Genomic DNA, 25,002 nt, shown 5'->3' with positions numbered 1-25,002 from the left:
CGTTGTCCTGGCGTTTTGTCTGGATTCGTCCGGCTAGATTTCATAGTTCCAGCGCGACCAGTCGTATTCCTCTTCGGCAGCTTCTCGCAGCAGCGCAACGGCACGCTGCAACGCCGGCGACTCGGCGGCATGCGGGTACACCAGGTAGACCGGGTAGCTGAACTCGGGCGCCTGCTCGACCCGTTTGAGCACGCCTTCGTCAAGGTAGCGTTGGACCACGCGCGTGCGAAAGTAGCCGCGACCGCCATGCTGCAGCAGATACTGCAGCGCCAGCGGGCCGAGGCTGAAGGAAAGCGCGGTGCGGATGTGCTCCGGCAGGGCACGGTCATGCTGGCTACGAAATGCCGGACCCCAGTCGACGTACAGATAAGGCTCGGGGATGTAGCTGTGAACCACCTGGATCAACTTTTCTTCGAGCAACTGCTCGACCTGCAGCCCGGGCCAGTACTCGGGCTGATGCACCAACGCCGCATCCAGCACGCCGAGGCCTAGCTGCTTCTGCAGCTCCTCGCCACTGGCCACCTCGTTACGAAAGGCATGGTCGGGCATCATCTGGCGCAGGCGCTGGACCCAGGCCAGCATCAATGGGTTACACAGGCTGATTTCGGCGCCCAGCGACAGCAGCTTGTCATAGCCGCGCGGCAGGGGCAGCTCACGTCGGGCGGTTTCCCAGGCCTGCACCAGCTGGGTGGCATAGGTGACGAAACGCTCGCCGTCGCTGGTCAACCGCGCACCGGCGCGGTTGCGCACGAACAGCCGGCAGCCGAGCTGCGTTTCGAGGCTGCGCACCCGTGCAGTGACTGCGGTCTGGGTGATATGCAGCCGCTCGGCCGTGGCGACGAAGCTGCCACTGCGAATGATCTCGAGAAAGGTGCGGGCGAGATCAATGTCCATGAAAGCGTGCTCATATCAAAGGGTTTGATATGAAAGCAGGTTGGAATGAAAGATAAAAGCCGAAAGGGGGTTCCAGGCTGGACAGTTGGGGGTAATAGCACTCGAGGTTTGGGTCGGGCGGTGTTGCGCTTCAGCTGTCTTGCACGCTTTTTCTGCGCCTCTTGGTGGGCTGAAGCCCACCCTACTTGGTGGAGGTAATCGCGAGCTTTGTGGGTTGGGCGGCTTTGCGCTTCGGTCCTCCGGGGGCGTTTCCTGCTCGCTCATGGTGGGCTGAAGCCCACCCTGCTTATTGGGCGAAAATCCGTGCAGGTTGACGCCGATCGTCCAGACACTTTTATCGTCGTTTGCCTTTAGTGCGAGGTGCCTTCGGCGTATTCGATCTTGTTGCCGACGTTGTACTTGCCGGACGGCTTGTTCATCGGAATGCGCTTGATCTCTTTCAATGTCTTGGCGTCATAGACGATCAGCGCGCCATCGGAGTCCCAGACGCTAAGCAGCGCGTAGCGACCGTCGTTGGTGAACTCGACATGTGCAGCATTCTTCCCAGGCATCGGCCTTAGCGTATGGGCGACCTCCAGGGTCTGCTTGTCGATCAAATGCACCGCATCGTTGTTGGGGCCGAAGAATACGTCGGTCCAGGCGTAGGGTGAGTTGAGGTGGCTGCGCATGAAGAACCCCGGCCCTTCGGTGGGGATTTCCTTGATCAGTTTCCAGCTCTGCAGATCGAGCACCGAAATCAGACCCTTGCTTACGTTGGGCGTGGCGAATACCCAGTTGCCGCCGCGTTTCCAGTAGATGCCCGAGCCCAGGTGCGGCATGCCCGGCAACGGAATGTCAGTGACGGCCTTGCCGGTATCGAGATCGATGACCTGCCCGCCGAGTGCCTTGCGCGAGGTGGCCAGCAGATAGCGGTAATCCGGCGTGAACGAGAAGTCGTCAAGGAAGTCGGCAGCCTCGATGCGCCGTGGCTGAAAATCCGGCTCGCCGGCGTAGGAAATTTCCCAGGCTTCTTTCACGTCTTTCAGCGCCACCACGAAGCTGTCACGCGGCGGTGCGGTGTAAACGGCGCTGACCCGCGATTGGGTGCCGTCTGCGCCGAGGGTCGGGATGTGTTTGACCAACGACAGGTCACGGGCATCCAGCAACACCAGATTACCCGGCAAGTAGTTGCCCACCAGCACCCAGCGCCCGTCGTTGCTTACGGCCAGGTTGCGGGTATTCAGCCCGGCCCGTACCTCGGCGATCATGGTCAGGTTGTGCAAGTCGTAGACGCTGATCCAGCCGTCCCGCGAGGCGAAGTAGACGAAGCGGCCATCCGGCGAGAACTTCGGCCCGCCGTGCAGGGCGAAGTGTGACTGGAAGTTGGCCAGCTCCTCGAAGCGATCACCGTCCAGTACGCGCACGTGATGGTTGCCGGCCTCGACCACGACGAACAGGTTGAGCGGATCGGCGCTGTGCTGCGGTGTGCTCGGCAGCGCGTCGACGTCGGTGAGGATGCGATGGCTGGCGCGGATGTCGGCATCGCTCCAGGTCGGTGGTGTGGCGGCTGGTTGGTAGAGGTAGCTGACCAGTGCATCGATTTGCGCAGGGTTCAGGCGATCACCGAATGCGGCCATCTGGCTGGCCGGACGGCCGTTGTGGATCACCGCGCGCGCCTCATCTGGTTTGATTCGGCTGAGGCTCTCGGGTAGCAACGCGGGCCCGGCCCCGCCTAGACGATTGGCGCCATGGCAGCTCTGGCAGTGTTGCTCATAGAGCACGCCGGCCTGCTCCAGCGACACGGCCTCCGGGGCGGCCTGCACGGCCCCGCAGAGCATGAGCAGGGCGAAGGGGATCAGTCGCATAACGCCTCCAGAACCGCTTCCTGTGAACTGTGCTCGGCAAATAGGCGCGCCGGAAACTCCAGTGATTGATTGGCGAACAGGCCGACCACTTGCCCTATCACGGTCAAGGTAGGGGGTTTCAGTTGTTGTGCCTGCGCCATCGAGGGCAGCTGTTTCAGTGTGCAGCGCACCACCTGCTGATCGGCACGGGTACCGTTGCCGATCAACGCGGCGGGGGTGTCGACCGGCAGGCCGGCGGCAATCAGGTTGCGCGAGATCTCGCCAAGGCTGGCCAGGCCCATGTAGAACACCAGGGTCTGCTTGCCCTCGACCAGGCTACTCCAGGGCAGCTGCAGGGCGCCGTCTTCCTGCAGGTGACCGGTGATGAACTGACAGGAATGCGCCAGGTCGCGGTGAGTCAGCGGAATCCCGGCATAGGCGCTGCAACCCGCTGCGGCGGTAATGCCTGGCACCACCTGACCGTTGATGCCACGGGCGAGCAGGTATTCGAGCTCTTCCGCGCCGCGGCCGAAGATAAAGGGGTCGCCGCCCTTGAGGCGCACCACGCGTAGGTTCTGCTGCGCCAGATCCACCAGCAGCTGATTGATCTGCGGCTGCGGCAGGCTGTGGTAGCCGCTGGTCTTGCCGACGTAGTGGCGTGCGCAGCGCTCAGGTATCAGCTTCATCAGATCGTCGCTGACAAGGCGGTCATAGACCACGGCATCGGCTTGCTGGAGCAGGCTCCAGGCACGCAGGGTAAGCAGGCCTGGGTCGCCGGGGCCGGCGCCGACGAGCGCGACTTCGCCCGGGGCCAGGGTCGCGCCAAGGGAAGCGGGGAGAGTGGTTGGCTGATCCATGCGAACTCCTGAGAATCTCATCGGGCTGGCGGTATGTACGGGGCGGCCTTGGGGCCGCTCTTGGTCAAATGGCGATGCTGGGAATGCACTGCGGTTGTGGCAGACCGATCTCCTGGTCACTGAGGTAGCAGCCGGGGTCTTCGCCCCAGAGGTTGCCTTCAGCCCAGGCGCGGGTGCGGGTGTTGCCGTTGCAGATCGACAACCAGCGGCACTCGGCGCAGCGTCCGGTCACAGCCCGGGGGTGCTGGCGCAACTCGGTGAGCAGCGGCTCGGGATTGTCCATCCAGAGTTCACGGAACGACTGGCGCCGCACATTGCCGACGGTGTGCTGCCACCAGTAGGTATCCGGGTGCACGTCGCCGATGTTGTCGATATTGGCGATGCCGCCACCCGACGCATTGCCGCCCCAGGCGCGCAACATCTGCTCCAGACGATCGCGGTGCTGTGGCAGATGGGTTTCCACCCACTGCAGCAGCAGGATGGCGTCGGCATCGTTGTTGCCACTGACGAAGTCGGTTTCGCGGCCGTTCTGCACGTCGTCCCAGGCTTGCTCGAACAGCTGGTACATGGCGTCGCGGGTCATCTGGTGATGGGCGTCGGCCTTGCGACTGCGCTTGCCGCGGCCGCTGTAGTTGAGGTGCGAGAGGTAGAATTTCTGCACGTCATGCTCGCGCATCAGCGCCAGTAGAGCAGGCAGCTGCGGGTAGTTGTTCTGGGTCAGGGTGGTGCGCAGGCCGACACGAATGCCATGTTGGCGGCACAGGTCGATGGCGTGCATCGAGGCGGCGAAGCTGCCCTTGAGTTGGCGCCAGTCGTCATGGACCGCTTCCAGCCCGTCGATGCTGATGCCGACATAGTCGTACTTGGCGGCAGCGATCTGGTCGATATTGCGCTCATCGATCAGCGTGCCGTTGGTAGACAGGGCAACGAAGAAGCCTTTCTCGCGGGCGTATTCGGACAGCTCGAAAATGTCGTCGCGCAGCAGCGGTTCGCCACCTGACAGGATCAGTACGCGCACGCCCGCTTCGTGGAGGTCATCAATGACCTTGAACGCTTCGGCGGTATCCAGCTCGTCGCGAAACACGCTGTCCGCCGACGTCGCGTAGCAGTGTTTGCAGGTCAGGTTGCAGCGCCGCAGCAGGTTCCAGATCACTACGGGCGGCCGGCTTGCACCGGGGCTGCGCGCGCCCAGTACCGGCATGGCAGGCCGGGCGAGGGCACGCAGGTAATGGCTGATTCTCAACATGAGCGTTTCTCCTGCCGCATCACGCTTGGTTGCGCGGTTCGATAGATGCAGCATCCCCGAGCGACACTCGCCAATCCTTGACTGGAAACAATAAAAGCCATGGTCCGGGAAGGGGCATCGCGACACGGGGCTAAATAGGCCTGGTCCAGCCTTGGTGCCGCTCAGGCCCGTAGGGTGGGCTTCAGCCCACCAAAAAGAGGTAACGGTGGGCTGAAGCCCACCCTACGAACGGCACTTCGGCAGTACTCTTCAGCCCGCCGATGAATTCATTGCCAGGGCACGGAACAAGCCGAGCCAAATGGGCCATCCAACATTGCGCCGAACGGTGCGCTCGAGACCTGGGCGGGTTTCGATCGTCTAGCGCCATTCATGAGCAGGCCTTGCATGTGTGACCAAGGCCAGACCCCTACGGGTTTTTAGCGACGACTGCTCACACGCAGCCCGGTCTTTTTCAGGATGCGACTGCTGACCAGCATTTCCTCGGCCCGGCAGGCGCTGCCGAGCAGCTGCCGAATCTCGGCACGGTAGGCCTCGATTTCCTCGGCGCTGCGGCCATGGACCATGGCGAACAGGTTGTAGTGCCAGCCCGGCTGGCGCGGGCGACGGTAGCAATGGCTGACGAAGGCCTGCGAACCGATCAACGGACCGAGGCGGGTGATCTCTGCGTCGTCCACGTCCCAGACGGTCATGCCGTTGTGTCGATAGCCCAGGCGGTAATGGTTGGGCACGGCGGCGATGCGGCGGATGGCGCCCTCTGTCTGCAGCCGTTGCAGCAGTTCGAGGGTGACTTCGATGCTGGTCCCCAGCCGTTCAGCCAGCCAGGCCCAGGGATCATCCACCAGGGGCAGGCCCGCTTCGGTGAGTTCGACCAGGCGTTTCGCCAGTTCCATCGATTCGTGTGCGTCTGACGGTTCAGACCGGGAAGTGCAGGCCGACATGGTAGGTCTCCTCCTTGGGCAGGTTGAGCACCGGTAGGCCCGTCTCGGCTTCGATGCAGGCGATCGTCTGGGCGATGCCTTCGGGTGTCGCGCAGCCGAGCACAAACCACATGTTCCAGGTGTGTTCGCGGCGGTAGTTGTGCGCCACCGCGGGCATGGCCGCCAGTTGCTCGGCGACACGGTCGAAGCGCGCTTCGGGTACCGAAAGTGCGGCAAGGGTAAAGGCGCCGCCGAGGCGTTCGATGTCGAACATCGGGCCGAAGCGGGTCAGGGTGCCGTCGTCGAGCAGCGCCTGAACGCGTTCGCGCAGCTGCGCGGCGTCGGCATCCAGTTCCTCGGCCAGCGCCTGCCAGGGATGGCGGACCAGCGGCACGCCGAGTTGCAGGCGATTGATCAGGCGCCGGTCAAGGTCATCCATGGGCGGCCACCTGGCTCGCCGGCGGTGCGTAACGCCCGCCGCACTGCTTGAACGCGCGGGTGCTGAACAGCAGCTGGTGCGGAACGTCATGCAGCCCGTTCTCGGCGAGCATCTGTTCGATCAGTCGACAGACCTGTTCGCGCTCACGACCGTGAACCATGCAGAACAGGTTGTACGGCCAGTCCGGTAAGCGCCTCGGCCGTTGGTAGCAGAGGTTCACACCCGCCGCTTGGCCGAGTTTGCGGCCGACCTCGTCGACGCACTCATCCGGAATATCCATCACCAGCATGGCATTGGCGCGAAAGCCCAGCGCACGATGTTTGATGACCAGCCCCATGCGCCGGAACAAGCCGCTATCACTCCAGCGCCGGACCTGTTCCAGCACCGCCTCTTCGCTGGCACCCACGCGCTCGGCCAGCACCTGATAGGGACGTGCGGCCAGTGGCAGGCCGGCTTCAAGCAGGCGACGCAACTGCAATGCCTGGAGGTCGTTCAGGAGTGATGTCATGGCGCGTCTCCGATGGGAAAGCCGAGGTCGATGCGGTAGGCCGCTTGCATTGGCAGGTCCAGCGGGACCAGGCCGGTCTCGGCTTCGATCTGTAGCAACAGCGCATCGATGCGGGCGCGGTCCGGGCCGGTGAGCACGAACCAGAGGTTGTAATGATGCTCGCGCAGGTAGTTGTGGTTGACCTCGGGATAACGGTTGATCTGTTCGGCGATCTCTTCCAGCTGCGCTTCGGGTACGGCGAGGGCGACCAGGGTGCTGGCGCCGGCGCGGCTGTGTTCGAACACCGGGCCGATGCGCGACAGGCCGCCGCTGCTTTCCAGCTGTTCGAGGCAGGCCAGTACCTCGTCTTCGCTGCACTCAAGGGCATCGGCCATGGCGCGATAGGGTTCGGCGCACAGCGGCATGCCGTGTTGAAAACGGTCGATCAGACGGCGGCTGAGGGAGTCGATCTGCATGTCACAACCCCGTTTCGTGTGCGCGGCTGCTGAAGAAAATACCGCTCGGGCTGTCGGCGGGCAGGCGCTTGAGGAGCTTCAGCGTATAGGGGTCCCAGACCTGCACCTCGTTGCCGTCACGTACCGACAGCCAGAGCTGGTCGCCACGGGCGGTGAATTCCATGTGCAGCACGGCCGGTCCGGGTTCCAGCTGGGCGATGATCTCGTGGGTTTCGCTGTCGATCACCTGCACCTTGCCGTTGTCCGGGTGGGCAAAATTGACCCAGATCTGACGGGCGTCCGGGCGAGCCATGACGAACACGGGCTGGCCGGCGACATCGATGGCGTCGGTCTGCTTCCAGCTCTGTGAATCCATAACCAGCACCTGGTGATGACCGATGGCCGGAACGAAGGTCTGGTTACCGGCGACCGTCCAGCCCTCGAGGTGCGGCATCTTGTAGACCGGCAGCGCTGCCTCGCCGCGGCCGTAGCCGTCGATGATCCGCTCGACACCGCGGGCGGTGTGCCAGAGGTCGATCTTGGCCATGCCGTCCTCGCCGAACAGGCCGGCGATGTAGTAACGACCGTCCGGGGTCAGGAGGGCGTCGTAGGGTTGTTTACCGACGTTCTCGAAGCGGGTGATTTGCGGAGTGTTGCCCTGGCTGAAGTCCAGCAGCCAGGTTTCATGGGTGTCGAACAGGCTGTAGATGAAGCGCCGCCCGGGCGCGTCGATGACGCCAACCACGCGCGAGTTGCGGCTGCCGTCGGCCAGCGGCGTGGCGGGGATGTCGGCCACCAGCTCCAACGTGTCGGCATCGAAGACCTTGACGCCGCCGGGCTCGTAGTTGCCGACGGCAATCAGCTTGCCGTCCTGGCTGATGGCGCCGCCGATGCTGTTGCCGCCTTGAATGATGCGCTTGTCGATGCGCTGGCGCAGCAGGTCGACCTTGGTCAGGCCGCCGTCACGACCGAACACATAGGCGAAGCGTTCGTCGCGGGAAAACACTACCGAGGCGTGGGACAGGTCACCCAGCCCCTCGATACGGGCCAGGCGCGTCTGACCACTGGTTTCGACGATTTGCAGACTACCGCTGGCGCGCTCCACCACCACACCCAGATCGCCGGTGCCGCGGAGCGGTTGCTCGGCGCAGGCACCGAGCAACAGGCTGGCAATGGCGAGCAGCAAAGACGGACGGATCATGGCGTTGGGTATCCTTCGAGGAGTAAATCGACCAGCCAGGCGATGTCCTGCTCATTGAGCAGCGCGTTCCAGCCGGGCATGGCGGTGCCGGGCCGACCGTGGGTCACGGTGGCGATCAGGCTTTCACGGGGTTTGCCGGCGATGGCGTCGAGGGTCAGTGCGGGGCCGAGGCCGCCGGTCATGCGCAGACCGTGGCAGGAGCCGCAGTCCTGCACCAGCAGGTGTTCGAGCTGTGCCTGGCGGGCAGCGGTGGGCGTATCGGCCAGGGCAGTGGAAAGGGGAAGAAGGGACACCAGGCTGAGCCCCAAACCGAATACTGCGTGTCGGGACTTAAACATGATGTCCTCCTTGGCTGTTACTTGAGGCTCAGAACCCACTCGGCGAGGGTTTTGGCTTCTTCTTCGGTGACTGGGTTTGGCGGCATCGGGATCGGACCCCAGTTACCCTGGGTGCCGTTCTTGATGTGCCCGGCGAGCAGATCGGCAGCGCCTTCCTGGCCGGCGTACTTGGCGGCGACTTCCTTCAGGGCCGGGCCGACCATCTTGGCGTCGATGCTGTGGCAGGCCGCGCAGGGCTTGCTCTTGAACAGCGCTTCACCGTCCTGAGCCACGGCAGGCTGCAGGACCATCGCGCCGCCGAGGGCGAGCAGTGGGATGAGAACTTTTTTCATGAGTTACTTCCTCAAGGCTAGGGGGGGATCTTGGCGTCCCCCCCGGTTTTACTCAGTACACGTCGTGCTGAGTGTTATGGACGTTAAATTTACCGGTTGGGGTAATCAACCTTTTGTCCTTGATCACCTTTTTCAGCTTTAACGTCTTGTCATCGACCACGACGATAGCCGATTGCTCGTCCTGGCCACTCCAGACGGAGAACCAGACCTCGTCGCCCGCTTCGTTGTACTCCGGTTGCACGACGCGCTTGGCACCGTCTGTCACTCCGGCCCATTCGGCGATTGGCAACACGGTAAAGCCTGCGCCCAGATCGTCGATGTTAAACACCGCTGCCGATTGGCTGATCTTGGCGTCCGGGTTGAAGGTGGTGTCCAGGTAGATGTGGTTGGACTTCGGATGGGTCTTGATGAACAGCGAACCGCCGCCCTGGCCCTTGAGCGTCTCGACTACTTTCCAGGCCTGATCGGGATGCTTGTCCGGATCGGTGCCGATCAGCGAGATGGTCTCGTCGCCCAGGTGGCTGGTCGCCCAGACCGGACCGAACTTTGGATGCACGAAGTTAGCGCCGCGACCCGGATGCGGGATTTTACCCACATCGACCAACGCAGCCATCTTGCGCTCTTTCGAGTCGATCACTGCGACTTTGTTGGAGTTGTTCGCTGCCGTCATGAAGTAGCGGTGGCTGACGTCCCAGCCGCCGTCATGCAGGAACGGCGCGGTGCCGATCATGGTGGTGGTCAGGTTGTCGATGTCCTCGTAGTTGACCAGCAGCACCTTGCCGGTTTCCTTGACGTTGACGATGAACTCCGGATGCTCGTGGGAGGCGATGATTGCCGCCACGCGAGGTTCGGGATGGTATTCCTGGGTGCCCACGGTCATGCCCCGAGTCGAGACGATCTGCAGCGGCTCCAGGGTTTCGCCATCCATGATGGTGTATTGCGGCGGCCAGTAGTCGCCGGCGATCACGTACTTGTCTTCGTAACCCTTGAACTTGGAGGTTTCCACCGAGCGGGCTTCGATGCCGACCTTGATCTCGGCGACCTTCAGCGGCTCTTTGGCCCAGAGGTCGATCATGTCGATCTTGGCGTCGCGACCGATCACCAGCAGATAACGGCCGGAGGCGGACATGCGCGAGATGTGCACCGCGTAGCCGGTGTCGATGGTCTTGATGATTTCCTTGCTCTTGCCATCGATCAGCGCGATTTTGCCGTCGTCACGCAGGGTGACGGAGAACAGGTTGGGCAGATCCAGCTTGTTCATTTGCTTCTTTGGTCGGTCTTCCGGTTTGACCAGCACCTTCCAGGAATTCTTCATCTCGGCCATCCCCCACTCGGGCGGGGTTGGCGGGGTGTGCTGAATGTACTTGGCCATCAGCGTGATTTCGTCTTTGCTCAGCGCGTTGGAGGTGCCCCAGTTGGGCATACCGGCGGGCGAGCCGTAAGTGATCAGCGCCTCGAGATAGGCCTGTCCGCGTTCCTGGGTAATGTCCGGCGTCAGTGCCTTGCCGGTTGCACCCTTGCGCAGCACACCGTGGCAGCCGGCGCAGCGCTGGAAATAGATCTCTTTGGCCTGCTCGAATTCGGCGGCGTTCAGGTCGGGTGCACCGGGCGAATGGACCACCTGGGCGCTGGCCGGATCGATAGCGGAGGCTTGGCCCTTGTAGGCGGCATCGGCGTTTTCTGGATTCATCGCAGCCTGGGCAACTGCCAGGCCGAGCATTGAAAAGCCGGCGATGAAGCCCGCCAGTATGGGTTTGCTCATAGTGATCTCCTCTGACCGCTTCGTGCGGTTCCTGCTAGTGACGGCGATGTGGCAGTTCCCGGGTCTTGCTGTATGCGCTTGCATCCTATGGCCGGCTCTGTGCGAAAGCGCTTGATGGCAATCAAGAGTCGATCCGGGATACGCCAGGCGTGACGTCGTGTCGCGGGGGCGGATAAATCAGGCGGGAAAAGGGAAAAAGCGCACGTCAAACGCCGATGGTGACGCACGCGCATCGGCTCATTTCGAGTCGGGCTTGACCGTAATCAAGCTTCGCTGGCGGACGGCTTGAGGGGCGGCGGGGTGACGATTAGCGTGGTGCTAGTCAAATCCAACCGCTGCAGTGAGGTATTGCCAATGAACGCGCCCGAGAACCTTGTCGGCATGAGCGGTGCTCCGTTCTACCAGTCGCTGGGCAACGAAGAGGTGCTCTTCGAGCAGGCCTGGAAGCATGGCATGCCGGTGCTGATCAAGGGCCCAACCGGCTGCGGCAAGACCCGCTTCGTGCAGCACATGGCGCACCGGCTGGACCTGCCGCTGTATACCGTGGCCTGCCATGACGACCTCTCCGCCGCCGATCTGGTTGGCCGTCATCTGATCGGTGCCCAGGGCACCTGGTGGCAGGACGGCCCGCTGACCCGCGCCGTGCGCGAAGGTGGTATCTGCTACCTGGACGAGGTGGTCGAAGCCCGGCAGGACACCGCCGTGGTGCTGCATCCGCTGGCGGACGATCGGCGCGAGCTGTTCATCGAGCGCACTGGCGAAGCCTTGAAAGCACCACCGGGCTTCATGCTGGTGGTGAGCTACAACCCGGGTTACCAGAATCTGCTCAAGGGTATGAAGCCGAGCACCCGGCAGCGTTTCGTCGCCATGCGTTTCGACTATCCGCCAGCGGCCGATGAGCAGCGTATCGTTGCCAACGAGGCGCAGGTAGACGCCGAACTGGCGGCGCAGGTGGTCAAGCTGGGGCAGGCCCTGCGCCGGCTCGAACAGCATGACCTGGAAGAAGTCGCCTCGACCCGCCTGCTGATTTTCACCGCGCGGATGATTCGCTCCGGCATGAGCCCGCGCGAGGCCTGCATGGCTTGCCTGGCCGAGCCGCTGTCGGACGATCCGCAAACCGTCGCGGCGCTGATGGATGTGGTCGATGTCCATTTCGGTTGACCGCACCAGCCTCTCCCGGCGCCTGCCGGGCGATTTGGCGATGTGGTTCTTTATCCTCGCCGAGTTGACCGTCTTCGCCATCCTGATCCTGGCCTTCGCCGTGACCCAGGTGCTTAACCCAGAGCTGTTCAGGCACAGCCGCGCAGCGCTGGACAGCTCCATGGGGCTCGCACTGACCCTCAGCCTGCTGACGTCCGGCCTGTTCGCGGCGCTGGCCGTGGAGCAGGTGCGGGCAACACGGCCTGGGCGGGGGGCGCTACTGCTGGTCGCTGCGTTGGCGACCTCCTGCGTTTACGTCGTGCTCAAGCTCAACGAGTACGGTCATCTGTCATCGATGGGGCTGGGGCTCGAGCACAACACCTTCTTCACCCTGTACTGGATTCTTACCGGCTTTCATTTTCTCCATGTGCTGTTGGGGATGGTGATCCTCGGCTGGATGGCCATGCGCTGCCAGCGCGGCCTCTACCCAGCGGCGGACTGCGCGGGGCTGGAATCCGGGGTGCTCTATTGGCATATGGTCGATATGGTCTGGGTGTTGCTGTTCCCGCTGGTCTACGTCATCAACTGAGGAGACCGTGATGTCCGCTTCAAAGGTGCTGATCGGGTGTTGGCTGGCGCTGGCCGTCCTGTCTACGGCCACCGTACTGCTCGGCAACGCCGGCTCGACGCTGCTGCTTGCCTGCGCCGTGCTGGCCGTCGCGCTGATCAAGGCCTGGGTGATCACCGAAGGCTTCATGGAGCTGCGCCATGCGCCGGTCATGTGGCGCCTGCTGTTGTTCGGCTGGCCCCTGGCGATGGCGTGCGGGATTCTGTTCGCAATGATGGTGTAGGTGACGAACTACGATCGCCAGCAAGCGGGCTTCGCGGACAAGGCTAGGCGCCCCCGACCGCGCCCAAGGATTGCGTGGTGGGGATTCTCTTTGTGTTGATGGAGTAGCTAGCGTGCCCGGATCGCCAGCAAGCTGGCTCCTACACCGGACAGCCGTGCGCCGACAATTTGTAGCCAGGCCGGCGGGCTTTGCTTACGCGCAGTTGCGGCTGAACCCGTGCACGAGCCTTGCGCGGCCTTGCTCCGTTCTTCCTAGGAGCGAGCTTGCTGGCGCCCGCTTTGTATTTCGGGGCCGCAACCGACCCACCTGCGCGCGCCTATGGGCGCTTCCTGGTGCCCTGGGTCCATAGAACCGTAGGGTGGGCTTCAGCCCACCGTTTGCTCCTGAAGCCCACCCTATACGGCTTTGCCGCGTCGCTTGCGCCTGCAAAACCGGCTCTCGCGTGGGTAGGGAAAGACCCAGTACCGTGTTCAGGTTTTTCTTGATTGCTATCAAGCAGGTTTCGATAGCTCCCTTCTTAAACTGGCCACGCCAACATGAGGAGGCGACCATGTCCGAGACCTTTACCAAGGGAATGGCCAGAAACATCTACTTCGGGGGAAGCGTGTTCTTCTTCCTGGTATTTCTGGGCCTGACCTATCACACAGAGCAGACCTTTCCAGAGCGATCCAATGAGTCGGAACTGACCGAAGCAGTGGTGCGAGGCAAAGCGGTCTGGGAAAACAACAACTGCATCGGCTGCCACAGCCTGCTTGGTGAAGGCGCCTACTTTGCGCCGGAACTGGGCAACGTCTTCGTTCGACGCGGTGAGGATGCGGCTTTCAAGCCCTTCCTGCAGGCCTGGATGAAGGCTCAGCCGCTGGGCGTACCCGGACGCAGATCGATGCCTCAGTTCAATCTGAGCGAGCAGGAAGTCGACGATATGGCCGAATTCCTCAAGTGGACATCGAAGATCGATACCAATAACTGGCCGCCAAACAAGGAGGGCTGAGAGATGAGCGTTATGAATCCGCATCTCAAGTTCCAATCGCAGGCCGTCGCTAAACCCTACTTCGTATTTGCGCTGATGCTCTTCGTCGGGCAGATTGTGTTCGGCCTGATCATGGGCCTGCAGTACGTCGTCGGTGACTTCCTGTTTCCACTGCTGCCCTTCAACGTGGCACGCATGGTTCACACCAACCTGCTCATCGTCTGGCTGTTGTTCGGCTTCATGGGCACGGCCTACTACCTCATCCCTGAGGAAGCCGACCGCGAACTGCACAGCCCGAAACTGGCGATCATCCTGTTCTGGGTGTTCGCAGCAGCCGGCGTGCTGACCATTCTCGGTTACCTGTTCGTGCCCTACGCCGGTCTTGCCGAGCTGACGCACAACGAGCTGCTGCCGACCATGGGCCGGGAGTTCCTCGAGCAACCGACGATCACCAAGATCGGCATTGTCGTGGTCGCTCTGGGCTTCCTCTACAACGTCGGGATGACCCTGCTCAAGGGCCGCAAGACCGCCATCAGCATGGTCATGATGACCGGCCTGATCGGGCTTGCAGTGTTCTTCCTGTTCTCCTTCTACAACCCGGAAAACCTGGCGCGCGACAAGTACTACTGGTGGTTCGTGGTGCACCTGTGGGTTGAAGGCGTGTGGGAACTGATCATGGGTTCGATGCTGGCATTCGTCCTGATCAAGATCACTGGTGTCGACCGCGAAGTGATCGAGAAGTGGCTCTACGTGATCATCGCCATGGCTCTGATCACCGGCATCATCGGTACCGGTCACCACTTCTTCTGGATTGGTGCGCCTGAGGTCTGGTTGTGGCTGGGTTCGATCTTCTCTGCCCTGGAACCGCTGCCGTTCTTCGCCATGGTGTTGTTCTCGCTGAACATGGTGAACCGTCGTCGCCGTCAGCACCCGAACAAGGCCGCATCGCTCTGGGCCATCGGCACTACCGTGACTGCGTTCCTGGGTGCTGGCGTGTGGGGCTTCCTCCATACCCTGGCTCCGGTGAACTACTACACCCACGGTTCGCAGTTGACTGCAGCGCATGGCCACCTGGCGTTCTACGGTGCCTACGCCATGATCGTGATGACCATGATCAGCTACGCCATGCCGCGTCTGCGTGGCCTGGGTGAGGCGCCGGATGCACGGGCTCAGCGCATCGAGATCTGGGGCTTCTGGTTGATGACGCTGTCGATGGTCGCGATCACCCTGTTCCTCACCGCCGCTGGCGTGGTGCAGGTCTGGTTGCAGCGGATTCCGGCTGACGGGGCAGCGATGTCCTTCATGAATACCGCTGACCAACTGGCTGTGTTCTTCTGGTTGCGGCTGGTCGCTGGGGTGTTCTTCCTCATCGGGCTGGTGCTCTACCTCTGCAGCTTCAGGCAGCGTGGGCGGGTCACCGCGGATGTACCTGCGGCCGTCGTTGCGGCCTGAGGCAAGACACCGATGTAATCGACGGCCCGGCTGACCCAGCGGGCCGTTGTTGTTTTCAAACCGCGCTAAGGATCAATCGCCATGGCCTTTACCATCGAAGTTGAAGAGTGGGTCGGCAGTGTCTGGCATCGCTTCATCACCCGCCGCGCCAGCCCGGACTTCCCCGACGCCAACGTCTCGCTGGAAAGCATGCAGCGCAGCCTGTCGGTGCTGTTTCGTGCCATGGGGGGTGCCAGTGGCATCGGTGTCGAGGCGGCCAACGCGCGCGATCTGATGCTGCGTCGCAACCTGCTTCAACAAGTCGCTGGCACCTGCAAGCAATTGCCGGTGGCCTGGTGCGATGCGAACAACCTGCGCCTGCCGCAGAACCTCGCGGTTTACCCGGAAGTTTCACTCAATCAGGATTTGTATCGCTGGCTGGCGCTGCTCGCGGCGCAGGCGGGCGAGATGCGCCACTGGGCGCGTGACAACCAGCGCTGGACCCAAGCCATCCTCGAGCGTTTCCCGGCGATGCAGCCACGCTACGAGCGACTCGTCGAAGCGCATCTACAGCTCCGGCCAGATCCGGACACGCTGCCCCGCGCCGAGGGTGCGCTGGAGCGTGCCATCTGCCAGGCCCTGCGTGAGCCGGGCAGTGTTCAGCAATTCCCGCGCAGCGAAGTGGCCCCCTGGCCGCTGCCCATGTGGCTGTACCCCGCGGAAAATCTCGGCGTGCCGCAGGCCACCGAACTCGCCGAAGAAGATCAGGACAACAACCTGCAGGCGCCGCCGACCGAGCAGAAGGGCATGCGCAAGCGTGCCAAGCGTGTCGAGGACAGCACCAGCAAGGGCGGCCTGATGCTGTTCCGCCTGGAAAATCTGTTCAGCTGGTCCGAGCATGTCGAGCTGGATCGCCAGGGCGATGACAGCGAAAACGAAGACGCCTCGCGCGTCGCCGAAGACCTCGATGAAATCGCCATGTCGCGTCAGCGGATGCGCAAGGGCGGCGGCCTCAAGCTGCACCTGGACCTGCCGCCTGCGGACGTGGATGACATTCCGCTGGGCGAAGGCATCAAGCTACCGGAATGGGACTATCGCAAGCAGCGCATGCAGGCCGATTTCGTCAGCCTGCAGATGATGTTGCCCCGGGGCTCCGAACCCATGGGTCTGCCGCTGCGACTGGGCCCGCTGGCGCGCAAGCTGCGTCGGCAGTTCGAACACCTGCGTAATGATCGCCAATGGCTGCGCGGGCAGCCGCAGGGCTCGGAGTTGGACATGCAGGCCTGGCTCGACTTTCACGTCGAGCGCCAGCACGGCCAGTGCGCCGAGCGCGGGCTGTTCATGGAGCAGCGGCAGAATCGTCGGGACCTGGCGTGTCTGTTGCTGGCAGACCTGTCCATGTCCACCGACGCGCACCTGGACGACGAGCACAAGGTGATCGACGTGATCACCGACAGCCTGCTGCTGTTCGGCGAAGCACTGTCGGCCGTGGGCGACGATTTCGCGCTGTATGGCTTTTCCTCGCTGCGTCGCCAGCAGGTGCGCATGCAGGAGCTCAAGAGCTTCAAGCAGCGTTATGGCGACGACACCCGTGGCCGGATCCAGGCGCTGAAGCCCGGTTACTACACACGTATGGGCGCGGCCATTCGCCAGGCGACCGAACTGCTGGGCAAGTGCAAGCAGCGGCGCAAGCTCCTGCTGCTGGTCACCGACGGCAAGCCCAATGACCTGGATCTCTACGAAGGCCGTTATGGCGTCGAAGATACCCGCCAGGCAGTCATGGAAGCACGGCGTCAGGGGTTGTTGCCGTTCTGCATCACCATCGACCAGGAGGCGGCCGATTACCTGCCCTACATGTTCGGCGCCAACGGCTTCACCTTGATCAAGGAGCCACAACAACTGCCGTTCCGCCTGCCGCAGTTGTACAAGCAACTGACCCAGCCGTAGGGCGGATGTTGCTTTTGTTTCATCCACCTTTACCCGGTTCGGTGGATCGCCACCCGGTGGATCGCCACCCCGTGGATCGGTGAAGCGTGATCCACCCTACCAACCGCCAGGGCAGATTGCGTGGCAACGGTAGTGTGGGACGGGCGGCGTTCCGTTTCAGCCCACCAGCCTTTGCGCCGCTTGATGCCTCGCCATTCACCTGCGGACATGGCCCGTTCATGCCGCGACATTGACGCAGTGTTCCGAGGCTATGTTTTTTAGCGCAGTTGCTTCGCTTGACTCTGAGGTATTCATCGGTGGGCTGAAGCCCACCCTACGGACTTACGGTGCGCCGTATTCAGGCTTGCCAGTTGGGAAGGACGTTGCTTTGATGGACGGACGCCCACTCTGCCGGATGGCCCAGCAATGCGGTCGGAGCACACCGGCGGTTTTGTAGGGTGGGCTGAAGCCCACCCTACGGACTTATGGTGCGCCGTATTCAGGCTTGCCAGTTGGGGAAGGACGTTGCTTTGATGGACGCAGGCCCACTCTGCTGGATGGCCCAGCAATGCGGTCGGAGCACACCGGCGGTTTTGTAGGGTGGGCTTCAGCCCACCAAGGCATCTATCGAGCGGCTGTTTGTTGCCCGCCAAGCTTGATGCCGCTATCCATTCGCTCAGTGGATCTCCACCGCGGTGGATCGCCACCCGGTGGATCGGTGAAGCGTGATCCACCCTACGACCCGTCTAGAACAGGTTGCGCGGCAACCAGACGATCATCACTGCGCAGAAGATGGCAAGACCGATGCAAAACCAGAAAAATCTGCTTTGCCGTCGTTCCCCAGCGGTATCAGCCAGGGCGGGGAGGGGCATGCCGCAGTTGCTGCACTCGGCTTCCTGCGGCGGGTTGGGTTGCTGGCAATACAGGCATCTGGGCATGGCAGCGTCCTCTCTAGGTCAGTTCCAGATTGCCACGTACGGCCGCTGTTCATGATTGACGGGCATCAACCCGTTGCAAAAGCTTGTAGCTGCCGCACGGTTCGCTGCGAGGGGCTGCAAGGATTGTTGATCCGCTTGCCCGTCACTCGAAGGATTCGAGGCGCTGGCGATCAAGGATGGTGATTTGCCGACCTTCCTGAGTGATGATTTGCTCGTCGATCAAGCGTCTGATGATCCGTGAAAACGTTTCCGGCTGGATCGACAGGTGACCCGCAATCAGTTGCTTGGCCATGGGCAGCTCGAAGCTGTTGCCTTCATCCTTCAGACGCGCCAGCTGCGTCATCAAATAGCGCACCACGCGGTGAGTGGCGTTCTTCAGCGAGAGGGTCTCGATCTCATTGATGCGCTGGTGCAAGCGCACGCTCAGTTTGCCGAGCAGAGCAAAGGAAAGCTTCTGGTTCGCTTCCAGTAGGCGCATATATGCCGTGTTGGAAAAGCGGTAGACCTGCGTCGGGCACACGGCCTGGGCCGAGGCGACGTAGTTGGGCGTGTCCATCAGCATCATCGCTTCGGCAAAGGTCTGGCGATTGCCGATCACCTCGAAGACTTTTTCCTGCCCGTCCGGGGTCAGGCGGTAGATCTTCACTGCGCCGGAAATCACGAAATAGAACGAGTGCGCCGGTTCGCCCTGGTGAAAGAGGTTGTCGCCTTTGTCCAGGTTGAGCAGCTGGCTCGCGCTCATCAGCTCGTCCATCTGCTCGTCATTGAGTGGTTCGAACAGGTGGTGGCTGCGAAGGATCTGGTTATGTACGCGGTGAAGCACCATGCAAAGGCATCCTTATTTCTAATAATTAGCCGTCCGCAATCAAGGTTGACGGAGCGGAACGATAGCTGCGCGCAAATTGGCTGACCAAGGCAGGGGCCAGAGCGCAATGAAGAGTCGTTACAAAGCCTAGCCTAGATGCCATGGCGCAAGTATTGATGCAGGCCGGATTAGCACGAGGGCTGAGACAGGATCCTCTTGCGCATCTGGTTTCACTGACCCGATATAACAGTTTCGTTCCAGTGCGGCGGGGCGAACAGGTTTGGATAGCGCTCAAGCGCGACGTGGATCCGTTGGACGCCGTCGGCTCGCTCGGCGGGTACGGCCAATGCCTTGGCACCGCCGAGCAGGTCGGCGAGTAACCCGTGCAACGCCGCGTCGGCCTGTGCGGACAACTCGCAGTTGGCGATCAGGTAGGAAACGCTGTCCTCGACCTCCTTCTGCAATGCCAAGGCCTGGCGCTCGCCCATCGGTTGCGCCGGATCGTCTGGCAGCGCGGCCTCGGCGGCCTGGCGGAGGCGCGTCATGCCTTCACGCAGGGCGGCATCGGTTGCCCACTGCTGCTCACCGCCAGCGGGTGGCGCAGCGTGCGCGCCGTGCCCGTCGTGAGTAACCGTTGCCTGCGCGGTATCGACCACCACGTCGAGCGCCACGCCACTGGCCAGCGCCAGCATCGACGCCATTGCAAGGCCCCACGCCAAGGGTTGGATGACTGCTTTCATATGCACCTCCGGTACTGCAGGGGCGGGCCGTCTGGCCCGTAGCGTTGTTGTCGCCTCAGTGCGCAGACGCCTGGGCGAACAGGATGTTGTTCTCCAGATGAATGTGCTGCATCAGGTCGCCGCGCAGCTCTTCGAGCCCGCGATACAGCGCGCGCCAGGTATTGCAGGCGTTTGCCGGTGGGGTGATGTCATCGGTGAGTTCGGCCAGGCGCTGAAGGGCGGCGCCGTGCTGGTCATGCTCGTAGCGCATCACTGCGATCGGGCCTTGGGTTTGCGGCAATTGCATGTCGCGGCGCAGCATCGGAAAGAGGATCTGCTCCTCCTTGAGCATGTGGCTTTCCAGTTCCTGCTGCATGCACCACAGATGTTCGGCAAGCCCGGTCGGGCAGTCCGCCTTGTTGCCATGCACCTGCTCGACACGGGTGGCCAAGCGGATCAGCTCCGGGAACTGTTCACGATGACGTTCGTGAAAGCGTTCAAGCAGGTAGTCGATCAGCGATCCGACAGGCACATTGCGCCAGTCGGGCTCGGTCGTGGACTCGCTTTCCAGTGCCGCCAACTCGTCCGCGATCGTCTGGGCGTCAAGGTTGCGCTGCAGGGCAGCGTCGCGCAGCGGGGTGTCGCCACCGCAACAGAAGTCCAGCTTGTAATGGCGAAACACGCGGGTGGCGCCAGGGATCAGGCAAGCCAGGCTGCCCAGGGTTTGCTCGGTAAGCGCAGTCGTCATGGTGGCGTTTCCAAGGGTGGAAGTACTCAGAACAACGCAAGCGCTATGCCATCATCAAGTTATTGATTTATAAGATATAAATATTAATGGTGGTGAAATGTACCTGGGCGGTATAGGGTTTAAAAAACCATAGGGGTAGTAATCACCATGATGGAAGAAGCACTGCTGGCTGACCTTGTCACCGAACTGCCCAATGCGGTTCGCCTGCAACGCCTGGTGCACACGCTGCATCAGCGGTTTCGCTGTGGTGCGGTGGTGCTGCTACGTCTCGACGAGGACACCCTGCGCCCGCTGGCTGCGGTGGGGCTGGTGCAGGAGGCCCTTGGCCGGCGCTTCGTGGTGGCTCAGCATCCGCGGCTGGCCGCCATCCTCTCGCAGCGTGAACCCACTTGGTTCGAGCCTGACAGCCGGTTGTCAGACCCCTACGACGGGCTGCTCGATGCGCATGTCGGCGAGCCCCTGCCAGTGCACGATTGCATGGGCGTGAGCCTGTTCGTGGAGGGCAAGCTGTGGGGCGCGCTGACCCTCGATGCGCTGCATGCCGGCACCTTCGATGACGAGGCGCGGCGTGATCTGCAGCGTTACACGCTGGTGATCGAGGCAGCCATCCGCATCACCCGGTTGGAACACGAAAATCGCGGCCTGCGGCTGGCGCGTAGCGACGTGCTGGAAACCACCCCGGTGCCGGGCGACGGCGAAATTCTCGGGCAAAGCGTTGTGATCCGCGAGCTGTTGCGTGAGCTGGAAGTGGTTGCCGATTCGGAACTGCCAGTGCTGCTGCTGGGCGAAACCGGCGTGGGCAAGGAGTTGTTCGCGCGCTGGCTGCATCGACATTCGCGGCGCCGCAACAAGCCGCTGGTGCTGGTCAATTGCGCCGCGTTGCCCGAATCGCTGGCCGAGAGCGAGCTGTTCGGGCACGTCAAGGGGGCCTTTTCGGGCGCTACCACGGACCGTCCTGGACGTTTCGATGCGGCCAATGGCGGCACGCTGCTGCTGGACGAGGTGGGCGAGTTGCCGCTGGTGGTGCAGGCCAAGCTGCTGCGCACCTTGCAGAACGGGGAGATCCAGCGCCTCGGGGCCGACAAGCCGCGTCAGGTGGACGTACGCATCATCGCGGCGACCAACCGCAACCTGCGCGAAAGCGTACGAGACGGGCATTTCCGTGCGGATCTCTATCACCGGCTTTCGGTCTATCCGGCGCCGATTCCGCCCTTACGCGAGCGTGGCAACGATGTCCTGATTCTGGCCGGCTACTTTCTCGAGCTGAACCGCGCCCGGCTGGGCTTGCGCAGCATGCGGCTGTCGCCGGCCGCCGAGCGGGCATTGCTCGGCTACGCCTGGCCGGGCAACGTCCGCGAGCTTGAGCATGTGATCAGCCGAGCGGCGCTGCGGTTGCTCAGCCGTGGCGCCTCGCGCAGCGAAATCCTCACGCTCGAGCCGGAACTGCTGGATCTGGACAGCGAACACGTCGGCGCCTTCGCCCCGGCTGCTGAGGTCGAACCCCTGGCAACGGAGGCTGAGATCGTCTCGTTGCGCGAAACCGTCGATGGCGCCCAGCGCCAGGCAATCATCCGGGCGCTGGAGGCCTGCGGTGAAAACTGGGCGCAGGCGGCGCGATTACTGGATGTCGACTCAAGCAACCTGCACAAGCTGGCGCGGCGCCTGAAGTTGAAATGAACGCGCGCTGGGACGGGATACAGCTGGGTCCTGTTCCGCCAGTCGGCGTGAGTCGTCTTTGTCGAACGGCGGTCTAAGCTTTCACCATCACGACGAGGAGATTTCCATGGCTTTGGACCATGACCAGTTCAACCAGCTGCTGACCGAGGCCCAGGCGCACGCCGACCGCGCAGCCAGCGAGAACAATCCGCAGCATTATCAGCAGGCGTTCGAGTCGAGCCTCAAAGCGATGCGTCTGCTCGCCGAGGAGTCCGGAAACTGGCGGGACGCCGTTGTTCGCGCGACTGAGGAATATCAGGGCGACGAAGGGATATAACGCAGCATCAAGTCGGGCATCGCAATGATTGTGCCGTCCTGATTGCCAGGCCAGCGCCCTATATGAGCGAGCTTGCTTGCGAGCCTGGGCTCGAAGGGCCCAGCTTGGTCTTGTTTCTGCGGCTGGTTTTGTTCTCTTGGCTTCGTTGCCCTGCCAGCTTCGTCCCCTTGACGCTTATCAATGCCTCTCGTCGGAGGCCTACCTAGACTGCCGACTTTCCGTCCGGCCCGGACGGGCACCGTTGCCGTTGGCAGGGTGCGCATGATTCCGCATGTCTAGGAGTTGCCATGCACTTGGTCTGTCCAGCAGGTAGCCTGCCCGCGCTCAAGGCTGCCGTTCAGCAGGGTGCCGACGCCATCTACGTCGGTTTTCGTGACGACACCAATGCCCGCCATTTCGCCGGCCTCAACATGGATGCGAAGCAGCTCGACAAGGGGCTGCAGCTGATCCGCGAGAAGCGCCGCCAGCTCTACATTGCCGTCAATACATATGCCCAGCCACAAGGCTGGTCCCGTTGGCAGCGAGCGGTGGACCAGGCCGCTGACCTGGGCGTGGACGCACTGATCGCCGCCGATCCGGGCGTGCTCGGCTATGCCGCCAAACGCCACCCGCAGCTCAACCTGCATCTGTCGGTGCAGGGCTCGGCGACCAATGCCGCCGCGCTGGACTTCTATCAGCAGCGCTACAACATCAAGCGCGCGGTGCTGCCGCGGGTGCTGTCGCTCAAGCAGGTCAAGCAGGTCGCCGCCAGCAGTCCGGTGCCGATCGAAGTGTTTGCCTTCGGCAGCCTGTGCATCATGGCCGAGGGCCGTTGCCACCTGTCTTCCTATCTCACCGGCGAATCACCGAACCTCTGTGGCGTCTGCTCGCCAGCCAAGGCGGTGCGCTGGAGCGAGGAGCCGGAGGGGCTGACCTCACGGCTGAATAACGTGCTCATCGACCGTTATGCCGAAGGCGAGTCAGCCGGCTATCCGACGCTGTGCAAGGGCCGCTTCATGGTCAATGGCGAACGCTTCCACGCACTGGAAGAGCCCACCAGCCTGAATACCTTGGACCTGATTCCTGAGCTGGCCAACATCGGTGTCACGGCAATGAAGATCGAGGGGCGGCAGCGCAGTCCCGCTTATGTCGAGCAGGTCACCCGCGTCTGGCGCTCGGCGCTGGACGCCTATCTGCAGGCGCCGCAGCGTTATGCCGTGCAGCCAGGCTGGCGCGCAGTGCTCGATGGCTTGTCGGAGGGCTCGCAAACGACCCTCGGCGCTTACCACCGGGCGTGGCAGTGAATCTCTTCAGCAAGGAGCAGTTATGAAACTCAGCTTAGGCCCCGTGCTGTTCTATTGGGATCGCCAGCAGACGCTGGACTTCTATGCCGACATGGCGGACATGCCGCTCGATGTGATCTATCTCGGGGAAACCGTCTGCTCCAAGCGCCGCGACATGGGACTGGACGACTGGATGGGTCTGGCGCGTGAGCTGAAACAGCAATCAGCGGCGCAGCTGGTGCTGTCCGGCCTCGCGTTGGTCGAGGCGGCTTCGGAGCTGTCCAGCCTGCGTCGGCTCTGTGAGAACGGCGAGCTGATGGTCGAAGCCAATGACATGGGTGCGGTGCAGTACCTGTCCGAGAAGGGCGTGCCTTTCGTGGGCGGCCCGGCGCTCAACCTCTACAACGGCCATGCACTGGCCGAACTGGTCAACAGCGGCATGCAGCGCTGGGTGCCGCCAGTGGAGATTTCCGGGGCGATGATCCGCGACGCGCGTGCGCAGCTGTCTCAGCTCGGTGTCGCCGTGCCGGAAATCGAGGTCTTCGCCTACGGCCACCTTCCGCTGGCGTACTCGGCGCGTTGTTTCACCGCTCGCGCGGAAAATCGGCCGAAGGACGATTGCCAATTCTGCTGTCAGAACTACCCAGAAGGCATCCCGCTGTTGAGCCAGGAAGGCGAGGCGCTGTTCACCATCAATGGCATCCAGACCTTGTCGGCCTCAGTCAGCAATCTGTTGGCGGACTATCCGGCGCTGGTCGAGAGCGGTGCCGAGCTGCTGCGGCTGAGCCCGCGCGCATCGGGCATGATCGAGGTCGTTCAGGCATTTGATGCGGTGCGCAAAGGTGGCCTGCCACCGCTCGCCGTCGACGGCTGCAACGGTTACTGGCATGGCCAGCCTGGCATGCTGCGCGCCGAGGAGGCCGGACTATGCTGAACCCTCGTCCACATTTATTGAAACTCGGCGAGCACCTGTTGCCGCTGGCCGCGCGAACCCCATTCGCGCTGCAACGTATCGCCTTGGAGCGCAGCCTGAATCAGCTCTTCGCTGAGCCATTGGCTGAGGATGCCTTCGAGGCCTTGGAAGGCCACTGGATGCGTCTGGAAGTCGTCGACCTCAAGCTGGCCTGGTGCCTGAGCTGCGACCGGCAGAAGTTGCGCATCGCCGAGCAGGTGCCGGTCCAGGTCACCATCCGTGGCAACTGGCGTGAGTTCCTGTTGCTCGCCAGTCGTCAGGAAGACCCGGATACGCTGTTCTTTCGTCGCCGGTTGGTGATCGAAGGCGACACCGAACTCGGCCTGGCAATCAAGAACCTGATCGACAGCCTGGACCCGGACCTGCTGCCGCCGTGGCTGTGGAAAGTGCTGCAAGGCGCGGGTGAGGAAGTGGCGCAGGCCGGCCGTGCGCAGCCGGCGAATGCTTGAGCGAGCGCTTGAATGTACGCTGCTGCCGGCAATGGCGATGCCGTTC

Annotated in this window: 27 protein-coding genes; 11 read left to right on the top strand and 16 right to left on the bottom strand. The window is 62.6% G+C overall.

From position 1 onward, the window contains the following. Positions 1 to 33: 33 nt before the first annotated feature. The 12 genes from ACIGHL_RS21055 to ACIGHL_RS21000 form a co-directional block, all read right to left on the bottom strand. Positions 34 to 894, bottom strand: coding sequence for a LysR family transcriptional regulator (locus ACIGHL_RS21055; RefSeq protein ID WP_216706977.1), 861 nt, complete (start codon positions 892 to 894; stop codon positions 34 to 36). Positions 895 to 1,244: 350 nt separating this feature from the next. Next, positions 1,245 to 2,738 carry a nitrite reductase gene (locus tag ACIGHL_RS21050; protein ID WP_128121562.1) on the bottom strand — a complete coding sequence of 498 codons (1,494 nt, stop codon included), beginning with the start codon at positions 2,736 to 2,738 and terminating at the stop codon, positions 1,245 to 1,247. Further along, positions 2,729 to 3,574: a uroporphyrinogen-III C-methyltransferase gene (gene cobA, locus ACIGHL_RS21045; protein ID WP_128121563.1), complete on the bottom strand. Its 846-nt coding sequence runs from the start codon at positions 3,572 to 3,574 to the stop codon at positions 2,729 to 2,731. Before cobA ends, ACIGHL_RS21050 begins: the two co-directional genes overlap by 10 nt. Before the next feature lie 64 nt (positions 3,575 to 3,638). Continuing rightward, positions 3,639 to 4,820, bottom strand: a complete 1,182-nt coding sequence (nirJ, locus tag ACIGHL_RS21040; protein ID WP_216706976.1) for a heme d1 biosynthesis radical SAM protein NirJ — start codon at positions 4,818 to 4,820, stop codon at positions 3,639 to 3,641. Between the two features lie 416 nt (positions 4,821 to 5,236). After that, entirely contained in the window at positions 5,237 to 5,758 is a 522-nt protein-coding gene (ahbB, locus tag ACIGHL_RS21035) for a siroheme decarboxylase subunit beta (RefSeq protein ID WP_128121565.1), read from the bottom strand. Further along, positions 5,733 to 6,176, bottom strand: a complete 444-nt coding sequence (locus tag ACIGHL_RS21030; protein ID WP_128121566.1) for an Lrp/AsnC family transcriptional regulator — start codon at positions 6,174 to 6,176, stop codon at positions 5,733 to 5,735. The genes ahbB (ACIGHL_RS21035) and ACIGHL_RS21030 overlap by 26 nt, the downstream gene beginning before the upstream one ends. After that, positions 6,169 to 6,684 carry a siroheme decarboxylase subunit beta gene (gene ahbB, locus ACIGHL_RS21025; protein WP_045430081.1) on the bottom strand — a complete coding sequence of 172 codons (516 nt, stop codon included), beginning with the start codon at positions 6,682 to 6,684 and terminating at the stop codon, positions 6,169 to 6,171. The genes ACIGHL_RS21030 and ahbB (ACIGHL_RS21025) overlap by 8 nt, the downstream gene beginning before the upstream one ends. After that, positions 6,681 to 7,139, bottom strand: a complete 459-nt coding sequence (locus tag ACIGHL_RS21020) for an Lrp/AsnC family transcriptional regulator (RefSeq protein WP_128121567.1) — start codon at positions 7,137 to 7,139, stop codon at positions 6,681 to 6,683. Before ACIGHL_RS21020 ends, ahbB (ACIGHL_RS21025) begins: the two co-directional genes overlap by 4 nt. Position 7,140: 1 nt before the next feature. Then, positions 7,141 to 8,319: a cytochrome D1 domain-containing protein gene (locus tag ACIGHL_RS21015; protein WP_046164068.1), complete on the bottom strand. Its 1,179-nt coding sequence runs from the start codon at positions 8,317 to 8,319 to the stop codon at positions 7,141 to 7,143. Continuing rightward, positions 8,316 to 8,657, bottom strand: a complete 342-nt coding sequence (locus ACIGHL_RS21010) for a c-type cytochrome (RefSeq protein ID WP_181690041.1) — start codon at positions 8,655 to 8,657, stop codon at positions 8,316 to 8,318. The genes ACIGHL_RS21015 and ACIGHL_RS21010 overlap by 4 nt, the downstream gene beginning before the upstream one ends. 17 nt (positions 8,658 to 8,674) lie before the next feature. Beyond that, positions 8,675 to 8,989, bottom strand: coding sequence for a c-type cytochrome (locus tag ACIGHL_RS21005; RefSeq protein ID WP_045430072.1), 315 nt, complete (start codon positions 8,987 to 8,989; stop codon positions 8,675 to 8,677). 52 nt (positions 8,990 to 9,041) lie between these two features. After that, entirely contained in the window at positions 9,042 to 10,751 is a 1,710-nt protein-coding gene (locus tag ACIGHL_RS21000; protein ID WP_045430070.1) for a nitrite reductase, read from the bottom strand. Positions 10,752 to 11,132: 381 nt separating this feature from the next. On the opposite strand from ACIGHL_RS21000, the gene ACIGHL_RS20995 reads away from it, so the two are divergent. From ACIGHL_RS20995 to ACIGHL_RS20970, 6 genes are all read left to right on the top strand, one after another. Beyond that, complete coding sequence (locus ACIGHL_RS20995) at positions 11,133 to 11,912, top strand: CbbQ/NirQ/NorQ/GpvN family protein (protein ID WP_181690046.1); 780 nt, start codon at positions 11,133 to 11,135, stop codon at positions 11,910 to 11,912. Next, positions 11,896 to 12,480, top strand: a complete 585-nt coding sequence (locus ACIGHL_RS20990) for a cytochrome c oxidase subunit 3 (protein WP_216706975.1) — start codon at positions 11,896 to 11,898, stop codon at positions 12,478 to 12,480. The genes ACIGHL_RS20995 and ACIGHL_RS20990 overlap by 17 nt, the downstream gene beginning before the upstream one ends. Before the next feature lie 10 nt (positions 12,481 to 12,490). Next, positions 12,491 to 12,742: a cytochrome C oxidase subunit IV family protein gene (locus tag ACIGHL_RS20985; RefSeq protein WP_045430061.1), complete on the top strand. Its 252-nt coding sequence runs from the start codon at positions 12,491 to 12,493 to the stop codon at positions 12,740 to 12,742. A 550-nt stretch (positions 12,743 to 13,292) separates the two neighbouring features. Further along, the gene (locus ACIGHL_RS20980; protein ID WP_045430055.1) at positions 13,293 to 13,733 is read left to right on the top strand and encodes a c-type cytochrome; all 441 of its coding nucleotides are present in this window, start codon (positions 13,293 to 13,295) and stop codon (positions 13,731 to 13,733) included. Between the two features lie 3 nt (positions 13,734 to 13,736). After that, entirely contained in the window at positions 13,737 to 15,164 is a 1,428-nt protein-coding gene (locus ACIGHL_RS20975) for a cbb3-type cytochrome c oxidase subunit I (protein ID WP_128121569.1), read from the top strand. Positions 15,165 to 15,245: 81 nt separating this feature from the next. Further along, positions 15,246 to 17,090 carry a nitric oxide reductase activation protein NorD gene (locus ACIGHL_RS20970; RefSeq protein WP_128121570.1) on the top strand — a complete coding sequence of 615 codons (1,845 nt, stop codon included), beginning with the start codon at positions 15,246 to 15,248 and terminating at the stop codon, positions 17,088 to 17,090. Positions 17,091 to 17,815: 725 nt separating this feature from the next. On the opposite strand, the gene ACIGHL_RS20965 is transcribed toward ACIGHL_RS20970, so the two are convergent. The 4 genes from ACIGHL_RS20965 to ytfE form a co-directional block, all read right to left on the bottom strand. Next, the gene (locus ACIGHL_RS20965) at positions 17,816 to 18,007 is read right to left on the bottom strand and encodes a hypothetical protein (RefSeq protein WP_045430046.1); all 192 of its coding nucleotides are present in this window, start codon (positions 18,005 to 18,007) and stop codon (positions 17,816 to 17,818) included. Positions 18,008 to 18,149: 142 nt separating this feature from the next. Then, complete coding sequence (locus ACIGHL_RS20960) at positions 18,150 to 18,833, bottom strand: Crp/Fnr family transcriptional regulator (protein ID WP_045430043.1); 684 nt, start codon at positions 18,831 to 18,833, stop codon at positions 18,150 to 18,152. A gap of 209 nt (positions 18,834 to 19,042) precedes the next feature. Continuing rightward, a complete protein-coding gene (locus ACIGHL_RS20955; RefSeq protein WP_128121571.1) occupies positions 19,043 to 19,552 on the bottom strand; it encodes a DnrO protein in 510 nt (169 codons plus the stop codon). Between the two features lie 55 nt (positions 19,553 to 19,607). Then, positions 19,608 to 20,279, bottom strand: a complete 672-nt coding sequence (gene ytfE / locus ACIGHL_RS20950) for an iron-sulfur cluster repair protein YtfE (RefSeq protein ID WP_128121572.1) — start codon at positions 20,277 to 20,279, stop codon at positions 19,608 to 19,610. A 147-nt stretch (positions 20,280 to 20,426) separates the two neighbouring features. Between ytfE and norR the strand changes: the two genes are divergently transcribed. From norR to ubiT, 5 genes are all read left to right on the top strand, one after another. After that, positions 20,427 to 21,956 (top strand): nitric oxide reductase transcriptional regulator NorR, encoded by a 1,530-nt coding sequence (gene norR / locus ACIGHL_RS20945; protein WP_046164080.1) that lies wholly within the window; start codon positions 20,427 to 20,429, stop codon positions 21,954 to 21,956. Between the two features lie 106 nt (positions 21,957 to 22,062). After that, positions 22,063 to 22,272 carry a hypothetical protein gene (locus tag ACIGHL_RS20940; RefSeq protein ID WP_064481542.1) on the top strand — a complete coding sequence of 70 codons (210 nt, stop codon included), beginning with the start codon at positions 22,063 to 22,065 and terminating at the stop codon, positions 22,270 to 22,272. Between the two features lie 287 nt (positions 22,273 to 22,559). Further along, the gene (gene ubiU / locus ACIGHL_RS20935; RefSeq protein ID WP_045430034.1) at positions 22,560 to 23,555 is read left to right on the top strand and encodes a ubiquinone anaerobic biosynthesis protein UbiU; all 996 of its coding nucleotides are present in this window, start codon (positions 22,560 to 22,562) and stop codon (positions 23,553 to 23,555) included. A gap of 22 nt (positions 23,556 to 23,577) precedes the next feature. Then, complete coding sequence (locus ACIGHL_RS20930; protein WP_128121573.1) at positions 23,578 to 24,468, top strand: U32 family peptidase; 891 nt, start codon at positions 23,578 to 23,580, stop codon at positions 24,466 to 24,468. After that, positions 24,462 to 24,956, top strand: coding sequence for a ubiquinone anaerobic biosynthesis accessory factor UbiT (gene ubiT / locus ACIGHL_RS20925; protein WP_128121574.1), 495 nt, complete (start codon positions 24,462 to 24,464; stop codon positions 24,954 to 24,956). Before ACIGHL_RS20930 ends, ubiT begins: the two co-directional genes overlap by 7 nt. The last annotated feature ends 46 nt before the right edge of the window (positions 24,957 to 25,002 follow it).

The sequence above is a fragment of the Pseudomonas sp. NPDC077451 genome (genome assembly GCF_044543345.1).
GTDB lineage: Bacteria > Pseudomonadota > Gammaproteobacteria > Pseudomonadales > Pseudomonadaceae > Stutzerimonas.
This window is presented reverse-complemented; position numbering and strand designations above follow the sequence as displayed.

Excerpts from the sequence above, each read along its gene's own strand:
- ACIGHL_RS20990 (WP_216706975.1), top strand. The coding sequence starts at position 11,896 with ATGTCCATTTCGGTTGACCGCACCAGCCTCTCCCGGCGCCTGCCGGGC.
- ACIGHL_RS20955 (WP_128121571.1), bottom strand. The coding sequence starts at position 19,552 with ATGAAAGCAGTCATCCAACCCTTGGCGTGGGGCCTTGCAATGGCGTCG.
- ACIGHL_RS20965 (WP_045430046.1), bottom strand. The coding sequence starts at position 18,007 with ATGCCCAGATGCCTGTATTGCCAGCAACCCAACCCGCCGCAGGAAGCC.
- ACIGHL_RS20930 (WP_128121573.1), top strand. The coding sequence starts at position 23,578 with ATGAAACTCAGCTTAGGCCCCGTGCTGTTCTATTGGGATCGCCAGCAG.
- ahbB (WP_045430081.1), bottom strand. The coding sequence starts at position 6,684 with ATGACATCACTCCTGAACGACCTCCAGGCATTGCAGTTGCGTCGCCTG.
- ACIGHL_RS21015 (WP_046164068.1), bottom strand. The coding sequence starts at position 8,319 with ATGATCCGTCCGTCTTTGCTGCTCGCCATTGCCAGCCTGTTGCTCGGT.
- ACIGHL_RS21020 (WP_128121567.1), bottom strand. The coding sequence starts at position 7,139 with ATGCAGATCGACTCCCTCAGCCGCCGTCTGATCGACCGTTTTCAACAC.
- ubiU (WP_045430034.1), top strand. The coding sequence starts at position 22,560 with ATGCACTTGGTCTGTCCAGCAGGTAGCCTGCCCGCGCTCAAGGCTGCC.
- ACIGHL_RS20985 (WP_045430061.1), top strand. The coding sequence starts at position 12,491 with ATGTCCGCTTCAAAGGTGCTGATCGGGTGTTGGCTGGCGCTGGCCGTC.
- ubiT (WP_128121574.1), top strand. The coding sequence starts at position 24,462 with ATGCTGAACCCTCGTCCACATTTATTGAAACTCGGCGAGCACCTGTTG.
- ACIGHL_RS21030 (WP_128121566.1), bottom strand. The coding sequence starts at position 6,176 with ATGGATGACCTTGACCGGCGCCTGATCAATCGCCTGCAACTCGGCGTG.
- ACIGHL_RS20975 (WP_128121569.1), top strand. The coding sequence starts at position 13,737 with ATGAGCGTTATGAATCCGCATCTCAAGTTCCAATCGCAGGCCGTCGCT.
- ahbB (WP_128121565.1), bottom strand. The coding sequence starts at position 5,758 with ATGTCGGCCTGCACTTCCCGGTCTGAACCGTCAGACGCACACGAATCG.
- ACIGHL_RS20980 (WP_045430055.1), top strand. The coding sequence starts at position 13,293 with ATGTCCGAGACCTTTACCAAGGGAATGGCCAGAAACATCTACTTCGGG.
- ytfE (WP_128121572.1), bottom strand. The coding sequence starts at position 20,279 with ATGACGACTGCGCTTACCGAGCAAACCCTGGGCAGCCTGGCTTGCCTG.
- ACIGHL_RS21000 (WP_045430070.1), bottom strand. The coding sequence starts at position 10,751 with ATGAGCAAACCCATACTGGCGGGCTTCATCGCCGGCTTTTCAATGCTC.
- ACIGHL_RS20940 (WP_064481542.1), top strand. The coding sequence starts at position 22,063 with ATGGCTTTGGACCATGACCAGTTCAACCAGCTGCTGACCGAGGCCCAG.
- ACIGHL_RS21010 (WP_181690041.1), bottom strand. The coding sequence starts at position 8,657 with ATGTTTAAGTCCCGACACGCAGTATTCGGTTTGGGGCTCAGCCTGGTG.
- norR (WP_046164080.1), top strand. The coding sequence starts at position 20,427 with ATGATGGAAGAAGCACTGCTGGCTGACCTTGTCACCGAACTGCCCAAT.
- nirJ (WP_216706976.1), bottom strand. The coding sequence starts at position 4,820 with ATGTTGAGAATCAGCCATTACCTGCGTGCCCTCGCCCGGCCTGCCATG.
- ACIGHL_RS21055 (WP_216706977.1), bottom strand. The coding sequence starts at position 894 with ATGGACATTGATCTCGCCCGCACCTTTCTCGAGATCATTCGCAGTGGC.
- ACIGHL_RS20960 (WP_045430043.1), bottom strand. The coding sequence starts at position 18,833 with ATGGTGCTTCACCGCGTACATAACCAGATCCTTCGCAGCCACCACCTG.
- ACIGHL_RS21005 (WP_045430072.1), bottom strand. The coding sequence starts at position 8,989 with ATGAAAAAAGTTCTCATCCCACTGCTCGCCCTCGGCGGCGCGATGGTC.
- ACIGHL_RS20995 (WP_181690046.1), top strand. The coding sequence starts at position 11,133 with ATGAGCGGTGCTCCGTTCTACCAGTCGCTGGGCAACGAAGAGGTGCTC.
- ACIGHL_RS20970 (WP_128121570.1), top strand. The coding sequence starts at position 15,246 with ATGGCCTTTACCATCGAAGTTGAAGAGTGGGTCGGCAGTGTCTGGCAT.
- ACIGHL_RS21050 (WP_128121562.1), bottom strand. The coding sequence starts at position 2,738 with ATGCGACTGATCCCCTTCGCCCTGCTCATGCTCTGCGGGGCCGTGCAG.
- cobA (WP_128121563.1), bottom strand. The coding sequence starts at position 3,574 with ATGGATCAGCCAACCACTCTCCCCGCTTCCCTTGGCGCGACCCTGGCC.